Below are 17,234 nucleotides of genomic sequence, written 5' to 3'. Positions count from 1 at the left end.
AATGCGAGGGTGCGGGGCTCAGTTCAACGAGGGGTCGCGGCGCAGCCGCTCGGCGATCAGGTCGACGAAGCTGCGGATCTTGGCCGAGGCGTTGCGACCTTCGCGATGCAGCACATGGATCGGCATGCGCGCCGGTTCGTACTCGCTCAGCACCACCTTCAGTTCGCCGGCCGCCAGTTGCGGCGCGATCTGGTACGAAATCAGGCGAGTGATGCCGGTGCCGCGCAGCGCCGCCTCGATGGCCGCGTCGTTGCTGGTGACGGTGAGGCGGGGCTTGATGCGCACCGCGATCGGGCTGCCCTCCCGCATGAACTTCCATTCGACGGTCGGGCTCAGGCTGCTGGCGACGATGATCGGGTGTTCTGCGAGGTCTTCCGGTTGCTGCGGGATGCCGTGCTGCGCGAGGTAGGCCGGTGACGCGCAGATCACCCGCCGTACATGGCCCACGCGCAGCGCCTTGTAGCTGGAGTCGGCCAACTCGCCGATGCGGATACCGACGTCGATGCCTTCTTCGAGCATGTTGACGACGCGATCGAGAAACATCGCGGACACCGTGGTGTCCGGGTAGCGCTGCAGGTAGTCCGAAATGCCCGGCATCACGTACATGCGGCCGAACAGCACCGGTGCGGTAATCGTCAGGTGGCCGCGCGGCTCGGCATTGATGCCCACCGCGGCTTCGTCCGCTTCGTCGGCCGCGGCGATCACGCGCCGTGCGTCGTCCAGATAGCGCTGGCCGGCTTCGGTCACGCGCACATAGCGGGTGGTGCGGGTCAGCAGCTTCACGCCGAGCCGCTCTTCCAGTGCCGCGATCGCGCGGGTGACCGCCGGTGGCGACATCGCCAGCTTGCGCGCACCGCCGGCGAAGCTCTCGGCCTCGGCCACGGCGACAAACACGCTCATCAGATGCAGTCGATCCATGTGCTCGGGCTCCGTTCTTGTATTCCACCAAACGCAAGTATCAATTGTATTTGATGTGGATTCTTCTCTGCGGTGGAAGTTGGAAGAATGCATCCATCCGCTGAGCACCTGTGACGCGGCAACGAAACCCAGCACCTCCATTGAAAGGAATTCCCATGAGCCGCATCAACGTCGTCACCCTCGAAACCGCCAACGCCGAACAGAAGGCGCTGCTCGAAGCGATCCAGTCGCAGCTGGGCATGGTGCCCAACTTCCTCAAGGTCTTCGCGAACTCGCCGGTTGCGCTGCGCGCCTTCCTTGGCCTGCATGGCGTGGCGAACGAGGGCAGCCTCGACGCCGCCACCCGCGAACGCATCGCACTGGCGCTGGCGCAGCAGAACGCCTGCGAGTACTGCCTCTCGGCGCACACGGCGATTGGCCGCAAGGCGGGCCTCACCGGTGACGAGATCAGCGCCAACCGCGCCGGCACCAGTCAGGACGCCAAGGCCGCCATCGCGGTGAAGTTCGCCCGCTCGCTGGTCGAGCACAGCGGCGACGTCACCAGCGCCGAGATCGCCGAAGCGCGCGCCGCCGGTTACAGCGACGCAGACCTGGTCGAAATCATCACCCACGTCGGCATGAACGTGCTGACCAACATCCTCGGCAAGGCGAGCCGGCTGGAGATCGACTTCCCCAAGGTCGCGCTCAACGCAGCCCCCTGATAAGCAACCGATTGGAGAATCACGATGGACGACATCACCGTTTACTCGGGCGAGCATTGCCCGTTCTGCACCGCCGCCAAGTCGCTGCTCGATTCGCGCGGCCTGCGCTACACCGAGATCAAGGTCAGCGAAGACCCCGTCCGCTTGCATGAAATGATCGCGCGCAGCCAGCGCCGCACGGTGCCGCAGATCTTCTTCGGCGAGCGCCACATCGGCGGGTTCGACGACTTGCAGGCGCATTTCGGCGGGCAAGGCTGAACGCGCCACCCCACGATTCACACACCCCACACAAGGAGCCTTCGGGCTCCTTTTTTTCGTTCACGCGTCCGGCGCTGCTGCGGTGCTAAGTGTTCCCTCAGTGTTCCGTTTTGTGGAACAAATTATTGCGCTTCGCGCGGATTCTTCTTTAATCCGGAAGTTGAAAGAATGCAATCACCCCGCAGCACACGGTGTGCAGCGGAATCCGAACCCAACCGAACACAGGAGTTACACCATGTCCCGCATCGCCATCCCCACCGTCGAACAATCGCCCGTCGCCGCCAAGCCGCTGCTCGACGCGGTCCACAAGCAGCTGGGCGTCGTCCCCAACCTGATGAAGCTGGTCGGCAACAGCCCGGCGGCGCTCGAAGGCTACCTCTCGCTCAACGGTGCGCTGGCCAAGGGCGTGCTGAGCGTGCAACTGCGTGAGCGCATCGCGCTGGCGATTGCCGAATACAACGGCTGCGACTACTGCCTCTCGGCCCACACGTATCTGTCGACGCATGTCGCGAAGATCGACGCAGCGGAAATCGACGCTGCCCGCGATGCGTACTCGGCTGACGCGAAGACCCGCGCCGCGCTGCAGTTCGCCCGCCGTGTGGCTGCCGAGCGTGGCCGCGTCAGCGATGCCGACCTGGCCAGCCTGCGTGCGGCGGGCTTCGACGACGCCAGCGTGGTCGAGATCGTGCTCAACGTCGCGCTCAATGTGCTGACCAACTACATCAACAACGTGGCCGAGACCGACGTGGATTTCCCGCACGTCACCCGCAAGGCGGCCTGATTGCTGCCCCCCCGGTGGCCTGACGCCCTGCGCTCAGGCCACCGCCCCTGAATGAAAGGACTTTCGCCATGCCCCGCGCCTTCGCCGACATCAGCTTCACCCCCAGCGTCAAAGCGGCGCAGACGCGCTACGGCAGCCGCGAGAACAATCTCGGCTTCGAGCTGGCGGAAGACCCCCGCAACGAACTGCAAGACCACGACATCGAATTCATCGAGGCGCGCGACAGCTTCTACCAGGCCAGCGTGGGCGAGAACGGCTGGCCCTATGTGCAGCACCGCGGCGGCCCGGCCGGCTTCCTGCGTGTGCTCGACGCCCGCACGATCGGCTACGCCGATTTCCGCGGCAACCGCCAGTACCTCAGCGTCGGCAACCTCAACGCCAACGAGCGCATCTCGCTGATCCTGATGGACTACGCGAACCGCCGCCGCCTCAAGATCTGGGGCCGCGCGCGCATCGTGCATGAGGCCGACGCGCCCGAACTGATCGCGCAACTTGAAGTGCCCAGCTACCGCGCCCGCGTGGAACGCGGCGTGCTGATCCATGTCGAGGCGATCGAGTGGAACTGCCCGCAGCACATCACCCCGCGCTTCACCGAGGCGGAGCTCGATCAGATGATCGCGCCCTTGCTCGAAGAGAACCGCGCCCTGCGCGCCGGTGCCTTGGCCGCACGCTCACCGAACGAACTCGGCGACGGCGAACTGGAGCTGGTGATCAGCGGCGTGCGGCAACTGAGCCCCCGCGTGCGGGCCTACGAACTGCGCCATCCGCTCGGCGCTGAATTGCCGCAGGTCACCGCCGGTTCGCATCTGCAGGTGCCGGTGCGCTTGCCCGATGGCAGCGAGGCGACGCGGCACTACTCGATCAGCTCCAACCCGGCGCGCCGCGATGCGTACGAGATCGCCGTGCTGCGGCACGAAAACGGCAGCGGCGGTTCAGCCTTCGTGCATCAGCACTACCAGCTCGGCATGCGCTTGCGTTGCGGTTTGCCGCGCAACGACTTCGCGCTGCACGACGATGCGCGCCCGGCGGTGCTGATTGCCGGTGGCATCGGCATCACGCCGATCAAGGCGATGGCGCTCGCGCTCAAGGCGCAGGGTCGCGCATTCGAGATCCACTACGCCGGGCGCAGCGCGGGCGACATGGCCTACCGCGACCGCATGCAGCGCGAGTTCGGCGCGCGCCTCACCGTGTGGGCCAGCGATCAGCGCGCCATGCCGGTGGCCGAGGTGTTGCACAGCGCGCCCGCCGATGCGGTGATCTACGTGTGTGGCCCGCAACGCCTGATCGACGGCGTGCAGACCGCCGCTGCCGAGTTGGGCATTGACGCCGCGCGAATCCGCAGCGAGCGCTTTGCCGCGCCGAACGACGACGGCCGCACGAGCGCGATCGAAGTGGAACTGCGCCGCAGCGGCAAGACGATTCATGTCGCGCCGACGCAGAGCATCCTCGCCGCGGTGGAGGCCGCCGGTGTGCCGGCCCGATCGGACTGCCGCGTCGGTAACTGCGGCAGCTGCGCGGTGAAGGTCATCGAAGGCACGCCGCAGCATGCCGACACCGCCCTCAACGAACGCGAACGCACGCAGGGCCGGCAGATGTGCATCTGCGTTTCACGCGCCAGCACGCCCAAGCTGGTACTCGACCTCTGAACCCCGACCGTTACACGGAAATCACCATGATCCAGCTCTACGAATTCCCGCTTTCCGGCAACAGCCACAAGGTGCGCCTGATGCTGAACCTGCTCGGCCTGCCCTACCAGAGCGTGGTGGTGAGCGGCGCCACGCGCGAGCACAAATCGCGCGACTTCATCGCAATGAACCCCTTCGGCCAAGTGCCGGTGCTCACAGACGGCGACACCGTCGTGCGCGACAGCCAGGCGATCCTCGTCTACCTCGCCAGCCGTTACGGTGGTGCGCAGTGGTGGCCGCAAGATCCGGCCGCGCTCGCGGCGGTGTCGGCATGGCTATCCACCGCGGCCAACGAGGTCGCCCGCGGCCCCAACGCGCTGCGTCTGCATCACAAATTCGGCCGCGTCGGCATCGCGGTCGACGAGGCCACGCAGATCACCGAAACCCTGCTCGGCATCCTCGAAACCCGGCTTGCTCAGCACGACTGGGTCGCACTGGAAATCCCCAGCATCGCGGATGTCGCCGTCTACCCTTACATTGCCCTTGCACCCGAAGGGCGTGTCGATCTTTCCGCCTACCCTGCCGTGCGCAAATGGCTTGTCCGCATGCAAGCGCAGCCCGGCTACGTCGGCATGCCCGGCATGTAAGCACTGCCCCCGAAACCAATCGAACGGAGTCCCCGATGACACAAGCCACTGAAGCCCGCCCGCCATTGCCGCCCTTCACGCGCGAGACAGCGATCCAGAAAGTCCGCATGGCCGAAGATGCCTGGAACAGCCGCGACCCCAAGCGCGTGGCGCTGGCCTATACGCCCGACAGCCAATGGCGCAATCGCGCTGAATTCCCGCGCGGCCGCGCCGAGATCGAAGCCTTCCTCACCCGCAAGTGGGCACGCGAGATCGAATACCGCCTCATCAAGGAACTCTGGGCCTTCACCGACAACCGCATCGCGGTGCGCTTCGCCTACGAATGGCGCGACGACGCCGGCAACTGGTTCCGTTCCTACGGCAACGAGAACTGGGAGTTCGACGAGAACGGCCTGATGGCCCGCCGCTTCGCCAGCATCAACGACCTGCCGATCGCCGAGTCGGAACGCAAGTTCCACTGGGCGCAGGGGAGGCGGCCGGATGAGCATCCGGGGCTGAGTGAGTTGGGGCTATAGGCTGTCGCCGACGCTAAGGGTAATGAGGGCTTTTCGACGCTTCCTGTGACGAATCGCAAGCCTGCGCGCCGTGGTTCTGCTCGGGTTCCGGAACCCGCAGGCAGAATCACGTCCGGCAAATCTTGCCAAATTCAGAACTAATAACAATTTCGCCACATTGTGGGAGTTTTGGAATGCTTACTGTCCTTTCTCGGGTTTCCCCTTGGCTTCGTCATGCCGCCCTCGGTGCTGCCATGGTCGGAACCACTCTGGTAACTGGTTGCGCGAGCTTCTACGTCGATACGGCAACGAAAGACGTCGCGGCCACGGAATACAAGGTGCCGGCCCAGCCGAAGCCAGTGCAGGTGTTGTTTGAGTTCCAGACCAAGGGCACTGCCAACGCAGCGGCAACCGGCATGCTGAAGGACCAGGTCCTCCAGCAAATCAAGCAAAGCGGTCTTTTCTCTGAAGTGAAGACAACTCCTGCAGAAGGCGGCGCGTTGCTGAGCGTCGCGCTGAACAACATACCTCTGACCGACGATGCGTTCTCGAAGGGCTTTGTCACCGGCCTTACGTTTGGTGCAGCGGGTAGCCAAGTCACCGATGGGTATGTTTGCACCGTGAACTACAGCGATGGTTCGGCCGCTGCACCGGTTGTGAAGACGGCACGCCATGCGATTCACACTGTATTGGGTTCAGGCGGGGCTCCGGCCAACGCCGTCAAGTCTGAGGGCATCGAGGCCGCAGTGCGGACCATGACGCGCCAGATTGTCGGCACCGCGCTGCGGGATCTGTCCACCGACCCGTCGTTCAAGTGAGGCTGAGATGACACGCGTGATCGTTCGACTTAGCCTTATCGCCCTTTGGCTTGCCGTGGGTGGTTCCATGACCGGCTGCGCGCAGTTGATGCTCGGTCAGCCGCAAGCAAGCGCCGAAAATCTTCAGAAGGCGCGCGCTGCGGGCATGACGCCGGTTGCGCTTGGCAGCTTCGCCCTTGCAGCCGGCAAGCCTGCCGATATGGACAAGGCGATGAGTGTCCGTTCGAACTCGGTACAGTCGCCAGTAAGCGGATCCTTCGCGCTGCATTTGAAGGAGACGCTCGCTGCGGAGTTGGCAGCGGCCGGACTGGTGGATCCTGCATCGAGCACGGTGATCGCCGGCACCTTGACCGATAGTGTGCTGGATGCACCCGTTGGGCGAGGCGCCGGTACGCTCGCTGCTCGGTTTGTGGTGACCCGTGATGGCACTCAGCGGTATGACAAGGAACTACGCGTAAGCGCCGATTGGGATTCGCCGTTTGTCGGTGCTGTGGCAATTCCCGCCGCGATGAACGAGTTTGCAGCGCTGTTCCGCAAGATCGTGGGCAAGTTGCTTGACGACCCGGACTTCGTCACTGCGGTAAAACGCTAAGCATTGTTGGCGGTGCCGGCTGCAGCTGGCGCGCGCAAAGAAATGGGCCGCATTTGCGGCCCATTTTTTGTCCGTCGATCTTGCGTGCAGGGTTCGTCACTTCGCGGCGTTAGCGATGAATCGGCTCACCGGACGCCTTGTGCGGCCACAGACGTACCGCCAGTGCCGCAAGTGCCGCGCTTCCGGCGAAGGCGCACAGGCCTCGCCAGCCGGCGAGATCGAGTGCGAGGCTGCCAAGCGCTGACCCGCCAGCCATGCCCACGAACATCGCGCCGATCAGCAAGGCATTGAGCCGGCTACGCGCACCGGGCTCCAGGCCATAGACGATGCTCTGGTGCGCGATCAGTGAGGCCTGTACGCCCAGGTCGAAGACGAGTGTTCCGGCGATCAGCATGCCGAGGCTGTGTGGCAGCAGCGCAAAGCCGGCGAAGCTGATGATCACGAGTACCGCGCCAATGCGTGTGACGTGTTCGGGCCCACGGCGGTCGGCGAGGCTACCTGCAACCGGCGCAGCGAGTGCGCCGATCGCGCCGGCAAGGCCGAACGCGCCCGCGATAGCACTGCCGTAGCCAAACGGGGGCTGGTGCAGCATCACGGCAAGGGTTGACCAGAACGCACTGAATGCCGCGCTGAGCAGCCCTTGGGCGAGGGCAGCGCGCCGCATGTCGGCATGGCGCCGCCATAGCGTGACGAGCGAGCCGAGCAGGGCCGCATAGGGCAGATCGGTGCTCGGCGCGAAGTGGGGCAGGCGGCGCGCGGCCACAATGCCAAGTAGCGCGACCAAGCCCGCAGCGATCATGAACAACGCGCGCCAGCCGAACAGTTCCGTTACCAGTCCGCTCGCCACCCGCGACAGCAGGATGCCGAGCAACAGGCCTGTCATCACACTGCCGACGATCTTGCCGCGGCGGCTTTCCGGCGCCAGTGCCGCTGCGGCGGGCACCGCATCCTGCGCAAGGCTGGCGGTGATGCCGATGACGACCGACAGGGCGCCGAGTTGCGTGATCGACTGTGCAGCTGCGGTTGCAAGCAGGGCCAGCGCGAGCAGCGCCACCTTGCACAGGATGATCGTACGGCGATCGAAGCGATCACCCAGCGGCGCAAGCAAAAGGATCCCGAGCGCGTAGCCGAGTTGCGTCAGCGTGGGGATACGGCCGATGACGGTTGGCGAAGCATGGAACTCAGCCGCCAGCGTGCTCAACATCGGCTGGTTGTAGTACAGCGACGCGACGCTGAGGCCCGCTGCGCTCGCGAGTAGAAAAACGAGGCCCGCATCAAGCGGTGTATCGGCGTTCTGCAAGGGCTTCTCTGTCGACAGGACTTGGGTGTTCATGGGCGACCTGCATGGGGATGATTTTGTGCAGGCAGTCTGAGAGCGTTCCGGTCTGCGCGGTAGGCGTATGAGGCGAAGAACGGCTATACACTTAACGTATGAAACCGAGCCTGGATCGCCTCGCGCTGATGCAAACCTTCGTGCGGATCGTGGAGGCCGGCAGCCTCTCTGCCGCCGCGCTGCAGATGAATGCAACCCAGCCCACCATCAGCCGGCGCCTCAAAGCGCTCGAAGAGTCGCTGGGGCTGACCCTGCTACACCGGACCACGCACGCGATGACGTTGACCGAGGCCGGCGCGCGCTACTTCGAACGCGCAAAGGACTTGCTGGCCGCGTGGGGCGAATTCGAGTCGGGCCTGCGCGGGTCGATCGACGAGCCGCAAGGCGTGCTGCGCGTGGTCGCACCGCATGCGTTCGGGCAGCACCATCTGGTTGGCCCGCTCAGCGAATATCTTGAGCGCTACCCCAAGGTTTCAGTCGAATGGCTGCTGCACGACGCGCCGCTGAACTTCATCGAGCAGGGTGTCGACTGTGCGATCCGGGTGGGTGCGGTCAGCGATCTATCGGTGGTTGCGCTCAAGCTGGCCGAGGTGCCGCGCATCGTTGTCGGCAGTCCTGCGCTGCTTGATGGTCACCCAGCGCCGCGAACCCCGGACGACTTGGCTGACCTGCCGTGGCTGGCCTTGCGACCCTTCTATCGGAATGACGTCACGCTGCGCGATGCCGATGGCACCGAGGTCAGCATCGCGATCCAGCCACGCATCGCGTCGGACAGCCTCTACGCGATCCGCAGCGCACTGTTGCGCGACGTCGGCATTGCGGTGGTTTCCGCCTGGGTGGTCGAAGACGAGCTCAAGCGCGGCGCCCTGGTGCAGCTTGCCCCCGACTGGGAAGCACCGCCGCTGCCGGTGTACCTGATGTACCCCTACGCCGCACACTACCCCGCCAAGCTGCGCAGCTTTGTCGACTTTATGCGGCATGCGATGGATGTGCTGCCTGGCGCGGAGCGCAGCTGCAGCAAGCGCGCTGGCGTCTGAGTCCAGGCGGAGCCGGATGCCTGCTGCGTCACGCGGAAGCGCGGAAGCAACAAGGGCCGCAGACGCGGCCCTTGTGCTTGAAGAGAAGGCCCGAATCAGACCTTGTGATAGACCTGTGCGCCGGTCTTCACGAACTCCACCGACTTCACTTCCATGCCCTTCTTCAGCGCCTCTTCTTCCGACACGCCTTGCGCGGCGGCGAAGTCGCGCACGTCTTGCGTGATCTTCATCGAGCAGAAGTGCGGGCCGCACATCGAGCAGAAGTGGGCGACCTTGGCGCCTTCCTGCGGCAGGGTTTCGTCGTGGTACGAGCGCGCGGTGTCGGGGTCGAGGCCGAGGTTGAACTGGTCTTCCCAGCGGAACTCGAAGCGTGCCTTGCTCATCGCGTTGTCGCGGATCTGGCTGGCCGGGTGGCCCTTGGCGAGGTCGGCGGCGTGGGCGGCGATCTTGTAGGCGATGATGCCGGCCTTCACGTCGTCCTTGTTCGGCAGGCCAAGGTGTTCCTTCGGGGTGACGTAGCACAGCATGGCGCAGCCGTACCAGCCGATCTGCGCGGCGCCGATGGCGCTGGTGATGTGGTCGTAGCCCGGCGCGATGTCGGTGGTCAGCGGGCCCAGCGTGTAGAACGGTGCTTCGTCGCACCAGTCCAGCTGCAGGTCCATGTTCTCCTTGATCAGCTGCTGCGGTACATGGCCGGGGCCTTCGATCATCACCTGCACATCGTGCTTCCACGCAATCTGCGTGAGTTCGCCGAGCGTCTTCAACTCACCGAGCTGCGCTTCGTCGTTGGCGTCCCAGATTGAGCCGGGGCGCAGGCCATCGCCAAGCGAGAAGGCCACGTCGTAGGCCTTCATGATTTCGCAGATCTCTTCGAAGTGCGTGTAGGTGAAGTTTTCCTTGTGATGCGCGAGGCACCACTTGGCCATGATCGAGCCGCCACGGCTGACGATGCCGGTCATGCGGTTGGCGGTCATCGGCACGTACTTGAGCAGCACGCCGGCGTGGATCGTGAAGTAGTCGACACCCTGCTCGGCTTGCTCGATCAGCGTGTCGCGGAAGATCTCCCAGGTCAGGTCTTCGGCCTTGCCGTTCACCTTTTCCAGCGCCTGGTAGATCGGCACCGTGCCGATCGGCACCGGCGAATTGCGCAGGATCCACTCGCGCGTCTCGTGGATGTTCTTGCCGGTCGAGAGATCCATCACCGTGTCGCCACCCCAGCGGATGCTCCACGTGAGCTTGTCGACTTCTTCCTGAATCGACGACGACACCGCGCTGTTGCCGATGTTGGCGTTGATCTTGGTGAGGAAGTTGCGGCCGATGATCATCGGCTCGCTTTCGGGGTGGTTGATGTTGCTCGGGATGATGGCGCGGCCGCGGGCGACTTCGTCACGCACGAACTCTGGCGTGATGACGTCCGGAATCGCGGCGCCGAAGCTCTGCCCCGGGTGACGACGGCCCATGAAGGCGGCCATCTTCTCGCCAGTGGGGCCGGTGGCCTTCAGCGATTCGATGTAGGCGGCGCGGTTGAGGTTCTCGCGGATGGCGATGAACTCCATCTCCGGCGTGATGATGCCGCGGCGGGCGTAGTGCATCTGCGTGACATTGGCACCCGCCTTGGCGCGGCGCGGCTTGCGCTGGAGGTTGAAGCGCAGTTCGTCGAGCTTCTTGTCGGCTTCCCGCGCACGGCCGTATTCCGACGACAGATGCGGCAGCACCTCGGTGTCGCCGCGTTCCTCGATCCAACTCGCGCGCAGCGCGGCGAGGCCGTTGCGCACATCCACCTTCACCGCCGGATCGGTGTAGGGGCCGGAGCAGTCGTACACATAGATCGGCGGGTTCTTCTCGCCGCCGAAAGCCGTGGGCGTGTCGGCCTGCGTGATCTCGCGCATCGGTACGCGGATGTCGGCGCGCGAGCCTTCGAAGTACACCTTGCGCGAATTGGGCAGCGGCTGGATGGCGGCCTCGTCGACATGCGCGTTCGAGGCGATGAATTGTTCTTTGGCGTTCATGGTGCTTCCTCTCTTGGGGCGGGGAGGAAGCAGGCAGGCGGGCAGGGTGCCCGGTGGCGGCTTCGCCTCCCTACGCCGGCATGACCCGGATCAGGTGCAGAGGGTGTCTCTCACCCCGACTTCCGGGGACCCCTGGCGAAACGAAGAGGCTAACCAATGGGGCAAGGGCTGGCAAGTCGGATCTGTCCGCCCAGGCTGGGCGCGCCTTGGCGGGAACGGGCGCAGCCGGCGCCCTGTCTCAAGCCGTGAGAACTCGGCCCGTTATGTAGCTTGTGGGCCCGCGGCTGCGCCTGAGGCGGCAACCGTTGATCCGGTCGGGCGAGCGGAAATCGGCGCGGTGGTATACAAAGGACTGATGATTACTGGAGGTGCAAGCATGTCAGCAACAGCGCGAATCCTGCCGATGGTGGCGGCGCTCTGGCTTGGTGCGTGTGCCACGGCGCCCGAGCCGCCTCCGCCCGCGCCGCCCGAACCGGCGCCCGCGCCGGCGATCTCGTCGGTGGAGCCTGTCGTACCCGCGGCCAAGCCGGCGGCACCGGCGAAGCCAGCCAAACCGAAATCGAAGAAGGCCGAGAAAGCCGAGAAGGACAAAGCCGCTGCTGCGGCCGCTGCGGCAGCAGCGGGTACGACCGCCGTTGCGCCACCCAAGGTGGAGGGTGAGGCCGCGCTGCCACCGGCGCCGGTCGCCAAGCCCGAACCGGAGATCAAGGGGCCGGCCTGGCTTTCGCGCTGTGTCACGAAGCGCTACGAAGGCGGGGCGATCCTGTGTGACGCCGATTCGCTGCTCGCGAATCCCTCCGGCAACATCAAGGTCTATGCACGTGACCAGAACCTTGCCGGGCCGGTCGCCAATGGCGGGCGGATTGAGTATCGGCCGGGCCTGCCGCGCCGCTACCGGCTGTTCGTGTTCCCCTGATTCACTGGCACCGCTGGCATGCGTCGCCCGATGGCCACGCAGGTCACGACCCCGGCGGCGAATAGCCACATGCCGGGTTCGACCAGCTCGCCGAACAGGAAGGCGGCTGCCAACAGGGTCAGGAAGGGCTGCAGCAGCTGAATCTGGCTGATGCGAGCGATGCCGCCCTTCGCAAGGCCGCGATACCAAGCGAAGAAGCCGAGGAACATGCTGAAGGCGCTGACGTAGCCGAAGGCCCCCCAGGCAGCGAGCGAGGCCGGCTGCCAGTGCAACGGATAGACCAGCAGCACCACCAGGATCAGGGGCGCGGCGATGATCAGCGCCCAGCAGATCACCCTTTCCGCCGGCATCTCGCGGGCGAGCATCGCCCCTTCGGTATAGCCGACCGCTGCGGCCAACACGGCGCCCGTCAGCGCGAGGTCGGCAGCGCCCAGTTGGCCATCGCCGACGCGGAAGGCATGGGCCAGCACCAGCGCACTACCGAGTGCTGCGCACAGCCACCACTGCAGCGTTGGCCGCTCCTTGGCGCGCCAGGCACCGCCTGCGGCGGTGGCGAGTGGCAAGAGGCCTGCGATGATCGCGCCGTGGCTTGAATCGACCGAACGCATTGCCCACGCACTGAGCAGCGGAAACCCCACGACAACGCCCAGCGCTACGACGACGAGCCGCCGCACCTGATGCCGCGTAGGCCAGGGTGCCCGCTGCCATTGCAGCACCAGCAACGCGAGCAGCGCCGCAACGATGGCGCGGCCGAGGCCGACGAATACCGGGTCCAGTTCAGCGACCGCCACGCGTGTCATCGGGAAGGTGAGGCTGAAGCTGGCCACGCCAAGGAAGCCCAGCAGGTAGGCGCCGGTTGCTGGCGCTGCAGTGCGCATCGGCCTCATTCCACCCAACGGTGCGGTTGCGTGGTCGCACGCGCAATGCGGGTCTCGTTACGGCTCAGCAGCCTCAGGTTGTGTGCGTCGTAGCGGTAGATCGCATCGTCGCCCCAAACCGTCAGCACTGCATTGCGCGCATCCAGCGACAGCTGCGATACACCTCGGCGCTGTGGCGCGCGCAGCACGCCGAATTCGCTGACGCCTTGCCGGATGCCAACGGCGTGCACCGCACCGGTGTCCGCTTCGGCCCAGAACACGATCTGGCGTTCGGCCCAGACCACTTCCGGGCGCGGCGGGCCAGCGTCTGCGGTGGTGGCGCACAGGGCCAGCGCGGCGGCGATGTAGCGGACATACGGGCGGGGGCGCCGTTGCGAGGGGGCTTGTGGTGAGAGGAGCTGCGACATGGTGACCTCCGTTGCGTTTGAACGGACAATACCGGACACTTGATGCATTGAACCCTGACACTTGTTGTGGCGTGTGCGGGACCGTACCGGTCGTTTCGCCATGACACCTGCACGCGGAGTACCCCATGCTGAGCCTTACTCTCGACACATCGACCAGCCTGCCGCTGGTGGAGCAGATCGTGCGCGGCGTGCGCGAGCAGATCGACGACCGCTTGCTGCGCGGCGGCAGCCGGCTGCCACCGATCCGCCAGTTCGCCACGCACTACGGCGTGAGCCGCTTCACCGTGGTCGAGGCCTACGAACGCCTGGTCGCACTTGGCTACCTGCAGTCGCGCCGTGGCTCCGGCTTCTATGTGCAGTCACGCGACGACAGCGGGCCGGTGCGCGCTGCGGAACCGGTGCCGGATCGCGCGCTCGATGTGGCCTGGGTGGTGCGTAGCGGGCTCGATGCGCCGGATGAACAGCTACGCGCGAGCGCCGGTTGGCTGCCGCCATCGTGGCTGCCTGAGGAAGAGATCCGGCGCCAGTTGCGGGCGATCGCGCGCGAAGAGAATCCGCGGCTCACCCGCTACGGCAACTCCATGGGCTACCTGCCGTTGCGCGAGCAGATCTGCGTGAGGCTGGCGGCGCGCGGCGTCGCGGCCCAGCCCGAACAGGTGCTGCTGACGCAGGGCGCGTCACAGGCGCTGGATTTGGTGGCGCGGCATCTGGTGCGCCCGGGCGATGCGGTGCTGGTGGATGACCCCGGCTACCACGCCTTCTTTGGCAACCTGCGGCTGCAAGGCGCCCGCCTGATCGGCGTGCCGCGCACCGCGCAGGGGCCGGACCCGGAGGCGCTGGAACGGCTCGCGGCCGAGCACAAGCCGCGCTTCTTCTACACCCAGTCGGCGCTGCACAATCCGACCGGCACCGATCTCTCGCCGGCCGTTGCGCACCGCGTGCTGCGCTGTGCCGAGCAGCATGACTTCGCGATCCTGGAGGACGACGTGTTCGGCGGCTTCCAGCCCACGCCGACGGTGCGGCTCGCAACGCTCGATCAGCTTGCGCGGGTGATCTACGTGAACAGTTTCTCGAAAACCATTTCGGCGGATTTGCGCGTCGGCTATGTGGCCGCGAACCCCGCGCTGATCGCGGCCTTGCGTGATCTGAAACTGCTCACCAACAACACCTCGCCGGAGATGAACGAATCGGTGGTGCACGGCATGCTGATCGGCGGGCAGTATCGCCGCCACTGCGAACGCTTGCGCGAACGGCTCGACGCCGCGCGCGCCAGCACGCTGCGGATGCTGGAGCGCACTGGCTGCGAAGTACCCTACGTGCCCTCGGCTGGCGTCTTCCTGTGGGTACGCAAGACCGGCGTGGAGGACGCCGCGCCGCTGGTGGACGCAGCGGCACAGTCCGGCATCCTGCTCGCGCCGGGGCAAACGTTCAGGCCGCAGATGCAGGCCTCGCCGTACTTCCGCATCAACATCGCTTACGGCGGCGATCGCCGGCTGGAGCGCTTCCTGTCGCAGTACGCGCCGGGCTGAGGCGCGATCCGGAGCGGCCGCTAGACGGCGTCGGCACTGGCAAGGCAGTCGAGCAGCACGGCGGCCCACAGCCGCGCGGTGACCGACGGGTAGTAGCTCAGGTAAAAGCCGGTTGCGGCGGGTTTGGCGTCGGCCAGCGGAATCTCAAGCAGGCGCCCGAGGTTGATCTGCTCGGCCACCAGATAGCGCGGTAGCAGCGTGATGCCCAGCCCGGCGCGCACGCCTTCGAGCAGCGCGAAGCTGTTGCCGAGCACCCGCGTATCGGCCAACGATGCCAGTTCCAGCCCCGCTACCGCAAGCAGATCACCCCAGCTGTGGCTGCGCTCGGCATTGCGCAGCAGCAGGCGGTGGCGGGCCAGCGTGCTCACCGTGTCCGGAATGCCGTGTGCGTCGGCGTAAGCGCGGCTGCACACCAGCACGTTCGCACTGGTCAGCAGCGGTTCGTGCACCAGCCGTTCCTCGTTCGGCTCGTTGCGCACTGCGAGGTCGAAGCGGCTATCGACCAGCGCAACCGGCTGGTCGGACAGATGCAGGTCGACGATCAGGCCGCGTGCCTCGATCTGCGGCAGGCGCGGCGTGATGTAGCAGCTGCCGAGGTCAACCGGCGCCGTGACGCGGATGCGCTGGCGTTCGCTGCCGACGCGGATCATGTCCAGCGTGCGCTCGATCGACTTCTCGGCGAGTCGGTATTCCTCCAGCAACAGCGCACCGCGTTCAGTGAGCTTGAGCGGCTGGCCATGGCCGCGGATGAAGAGCGGAAAGCCCAGCCGTTCTTCGAGCTGGCGGATCTGGTAACTCACGCCGGCCTGCGTCAGCGCCAGTTCCTCCGCGGCCTTGGAAAAGCTCGCATGGCGCGCCACCGCAGCAAAGCCCGGCAGATGATGCAGCAGGGTTCTGATCACAAGTAGAACTTATAAAAACAGAAGAAATACAAGTTTGGCTTTTGATTGGCCGCCGCGCAAGATGCAGTCATGGCCCCGCTGACGGGGCGTGGTTGAAAGGATTCAGGCATGAAGATCGAGCACGTCGCGATCTGGGCGGCGGACCTTGAAGCACAGCGGCGTTTCTACGAAACGCGCTTCGGCGCTACCGCCGGCGATCGTTACCACAACACGCGCAAGGACTTCCGCTCCTACTTCCTCAGGTTCGCCGATGGCGCGCGGCTCGAGCTGATGGCGATGCCCGGCATCCCCGCCAGTCAGGACAGCGTGGCGGCCCAACGTCTCGGGCTGATCCATCTGGCCTTCTCGGTCGGCAGCCAGGAAGCGGTAGACCAGCACCATGCGCAAAGCGTGGCCGAAGGGCTGCGCGTGCTCGACGGCCCGCGCTGGACCGGCGATGGCTACTACGAATACGTGCTGCTCGATCCGGAAGACAACCGAATCGAAGTCACGATCTGAGGGGCGGTTCAAAACACGCCCAGTACGCGCAACAAGGTTGAACAAAGATGAACGGAATACGACTGATCGCCTGCGATCTGGATGGCACCCTGCTCGACGAACAGAAGCAGCTGCCGGCTGACTTCGCCCACACGCTGGCGCAACTCGCGGCGCGCGATGTGGTGTTCTGCCCGGCGAGCGGGCGGCAGTATCACAGCATCCTGGCGCTGTTTCCCGAGCTGGCGGCGACGATGCCGGTGATCGCGGAAAACGGCGCGCTGGTGATGATGGGCGAGCGGGAGCTGGCGTCGAGCTGCCTCGCGCGCGCGGATGTGAGCGAACTGGTGGCGATCTGGCGCGGGCTGGTGCAGCAGGGCCTCGATGTCGGCGCGGTGATGTGCGGCAAACGCTCGGCCTATGTGGAGCGCGGCGGCACGGGATTCATCGACGAGGTCGCCAAGTACTACCCGCGGCTGGAAGTGGTCGATGACCTCGCCGCCGTGGCGGATGACTTCCTCAAGCTGGCCCTGTGCGTGCCGGGATCTGCCGAACGCGACATCTACCCGCACTTCGCCGTGCTGGGCCCGTCGCTCAAAGCGGTGGTATCGGGCGAGCGCTGGGTCGACGTGATGGCGGCAGGCGTCAACAAGGGGCGCGGGCTGCAGCAGTTGCAGGCGGCGCTGGGCATCGCCCGCGAGCAGACGATGGCCTTCGGCGACTTCGTCAACGACCTTGAAATGCTCGACGAGGCCGCCCACTCCTATGCGATGAAGAACGCGCATCCGGCGGTCGTGGCGCGTGCGCGTTTCCGCGCGCCCTGCAATACCGAGCGCGGCGTGCAACGGGTGATCCACAGCCTGCTGGCCGGCGCAGCGGTCTGAGTCCGGCGTGGTGCAGGGCGGCCCGGCAAGC

19 protein-coding genes and 1 riboswitch are annotated in these 17,234 nt (G+C 65.7%); of the genes, 13 read left to right on the top strand and 6 right to left on the bottom strand.

What is annotated here, in order from left to right; translation table 11 throughout:
* Nucleotides 1-18 precede the first annotated feature (18 nt).
* Entirely contained in the window at nucleotides 19-918 is a 900-nt protein-coding gene (locus tag HH302_RS08975) for a LysR family transcriptional regulator (protein WP_172201452.1), read from the bottom strand.
* Between the two features lie 155 nt (nucleotides 919-1,073).
* Between HH302_RS08975 and HH302_RS08970 the strand changes: the two genes are divergently transcribed.
* From HH302_RS08970 to HH302_RS08935, 8 genes are all read left to right on the top strand, one after another.
* Nucleotides 1,074-1,619, top strand: a complete 546-nt coding sequence (locus tag HH302_RS08970) for a carboxymuconolactone decarboxylase family protein (protein ID WP_172201450.1) — start codon at nucleotides 1,074-1,076, stop codon at nucleotides 1,617-1,619.
* Between the two features lie 24 nt (nucleotides 1,620-1,643).
* Entirely contained in the window at nucleotides 1,644-1,877 is a 234-nt protein-coding gene (gene grxC / locus HH302_RS08965) for a glutaredoxin 3 (RefSeq protein WP_172201449.1), read from the top strand.
* Between the two features lie 235 nt (nucleotides 1,878-2,112).
* Nucleotides 2,113-2,658, top strand: a complete 546-nt coding sequence (locus HH302_RS08960) for a carboxymuconolactone decarboxylase family protein (protein ID WP_172201447.1) — start codon at nucleotides 2,113-2,115, stop codon at nucleotides 2,656-2,658.
* 68 nt (nucleotides 2,659-2,726) lie between these two features.
* Nucleotides 2,727-4,304 (top strand): pyridoxamine 5'-phosphate oxidase family protein, encoded by a 1,578-nt coding sequence (locus tag HH302_RS08955; protein WP_172201445.1) that lies wholly within the window; start codon nucleotides 2,727-2,729, stop codon nucleotides 4,302-4,304.
* Between the two features lie 26 nt (nucleotides 4,305-4,330).
* Nucleotides 4,331-4,930: a glutathione S-transferase family protein gene (locus HH302_RS08950; RefSeq protein ID WP_172201443.1), complete on the top strand. Its 600-nt coding sequence runs from the start codon at nucleotides 4,331-4,333 to the stop codon at nucleotides 4,928-4,930.
* 35 nt (nucleotides 4,931-4,965) lie between these two features.
* The gene (locus HH302_RS08945) at nucleotides 4,966-5,445 is read left to right on the top strand and encodes a nuclear transport factor 2 family protein (protein ID WP_172201441.1); all 480 of its coding nucleotides are present in this window, start codon (nucleotides 4,966-4,968) and stop codon (nucleotides 5,443-5,445) included.
* Between the two features lie 173 nt (nucleotides 5,446-5,618).
* On the top strand, nucleotides 5,619-6,242 hold the full coding sequence (locus tag HH302_RS08940) for a hypothetical protein (protein WP_216661847.1): 624 nt from the start codon (nucleotides 5,619-5,621) through the stop codon (nucleotides 6,240-6,242).
* Between the two features lie 7 nt (nucleotides 6,243-6,249).
* Nucleotides 6,250-6,834, top strand: coding sequence for a hypothetical protein (locus HH302_RS08935; RefSeq protein WP_216661846.1), 585 nt, complete (start codon nucleotides 6,250-6,252; stop codon nucleotides 6,832-6,834).
* A 109-nt stretch (nucleotides 6,835-6,943) separates the two neighbouring features.
* Here HH302_RS08935 and HH302_RS08930 read toward each other — a convergent pair whose 3' ends face one another.
* On the bottom strand, nucleotides 6,944-8,167 hold the full coding sequence (locus HH302_RS08930; protein ID WP_172201439.1) for an MFS transporter: 1,224 nt from the start codon (nucleotides 8,165-8,167) through the stop codon (nucleotides 6,944-6,946).
* Nucleotides 8,168-8,265: 98 nt separating this feature from the next.
* Between HH302_RS08930 and HH302_RS08925 the strand changes: the two genes are divergently transcribed.
* Nucleotides 8,266-9,204 carry a LysR family transcriptional regulator gene (locus HH302_RS08925; protein WP_172201438.1) on the top strand — a complete coding sequence of 313 codons (939 nt, stop codon included), beginning with the start codon at nucleotides 8,266-8,268 and terminating at the stop codon, nucleotides 9,202-9,204.
* Between the two features lie 95 nt (nucleotides 9,205-9,299).
* Here the strand turns inward: HH302_RS08925 and thiC are convergent, their stop codons facing one another.
* A complete protein-coding gene (thiC, locus tag HH302_RS08920) occupies nucleotides 9,300-11,213 on the bottom strand; it encodes a phosphomethylpyrimidine synthase ThiC (protein WP_172201436.1) in 1,914 nt (637 codons plus the stop codon).
* 50 nt (nucleotides 11,214-11,263) lie between these two features.
* A riboswitch (TPP riboswitch) is annotated at nucleotides 11,264-11,357 on the bottom strand.
* 232 nt (nucleotides 11,358-11,589) lie between these two features.
* Between thiC and HH302_RS08915 the strand changes: the two genes are divergently transcribed.
* Complete coding sequence (locus tag HH302_RS08915) at nucleotides 11,590-12,129, top strand: hypothetical protein (protein WP_172201434.1); 540 nt, start codon at nucleotides 11,590-11,592, stop codon at nucleotides 12,127-12,129.
* Here the strand turns inward: HH302_RS08915 and HH302_RS08910 are convergent.
* Together HH302_RS08910 and HH302_RS08905 are read right to left on the bottom strand one after the other, a co-directional pair.
* Entirely contained in the window at nucleotides 12,105-13,007 is a 903-nt protein-coding gene (locus HH302_RS08910; protein ID WP_172201432.1) for a DMT family transporter, read from the bottom strand. The two genes, HH302_RS08915 and HH302_RS08910, sit on opposite strands and share 25 nt — an antisense overlap.
* A 5-nt stretch (nucleotides 13,008-13,012) precedes the next feature.
* Complete coding sequence (locus HH302_RS08905) at nucleotides 13,013-13,414, bottom strand: hypothetical protein (protein WP_172201430.1); 402 nt, start codon at nucleotides 13,412-13,414, stop codon at nucleotides 13,013-13,015.
* A gap of 125 nt (nucleotides 13,415-13,539) precedes the next feature.
* Between HH302_RS08905 and HH302_RS08900 the strand changes: the two genes are divergently transcribed.
* Nucleotides 13,540-14,943, top strand: coding sequence for a PLP-dependent aminotransferase family protein (locus tag HH302_RS08900; protein ID WP_172201429.1), 1,404 nt, complete (start codon nucleotides 13,540-13,542; stop codon nucleotides 14,941-14,943).
* 20 nt (nucleotides 14,944-14,963) lie between these two features.
* Here the strand turns inward: HH302_RS08900 and HH302_RS08895 are convergent, their stop codons facing one another.
* Complete coding sequence (locus HH302_RS08895) at nucleotides 14,964-15,845, bottom strand: LysR family transcriptional regulator (protein WP_172201428.1); 882 nt, start codon at nucleotides 15,843-15,845, stop codon at nucleotides 14,964-14,966.
* 108 nt (nucleotides 15,846-15,953) lie between these two features.
* On the opposite strand from HH302_RS08895, the gene HH302_RS08890 reads away from it, so the two are divergent.
* Both HH302_RS08890 and HH302_RS08885 read left to right on the top strand, forming a co-directional pair.
* Nucleotides 15,954-16,343 (top strand): VOC family protein, encoded by a 390-nt coding sequence (locus tag HH302_RS08890; RefSeq protein WP_172201427.1) that lies wholly within the window; start codon nucleotides 15,954-15,956, stop codon nucleotides 16,341-16,343.
* 47 nt (nucleotides 16,344-16,390) lie between these two features.
* Nucleotides 16,391-17,203, top strand: coding sequence for an HAD family hydrolase (locus HH302_RS08885; protein ID WP_172201426.1), 813 nt, complete (start codon nucleotides 16,391-16,393; stop codon nucleotides 17,201-17,203).
* Nucleotides 17,204-17,234 lie beyond the last annotated feature (31 nt).

It is taken from the genome of Niveibacterium sp. COAC-50, assembly GCF_013184235.1.
Lineage (GTDB): Bacteria > Pseudomonadota > Gammaproteobacteria > Burkholderiales > Rhodocyclaceae > Niveibacterium > Niveibacterium microcysteis.
Note: the sequence above shows the minus strand (reverse complement) of the source record. Positions and strands in the feature narration are given on the sequence as shown.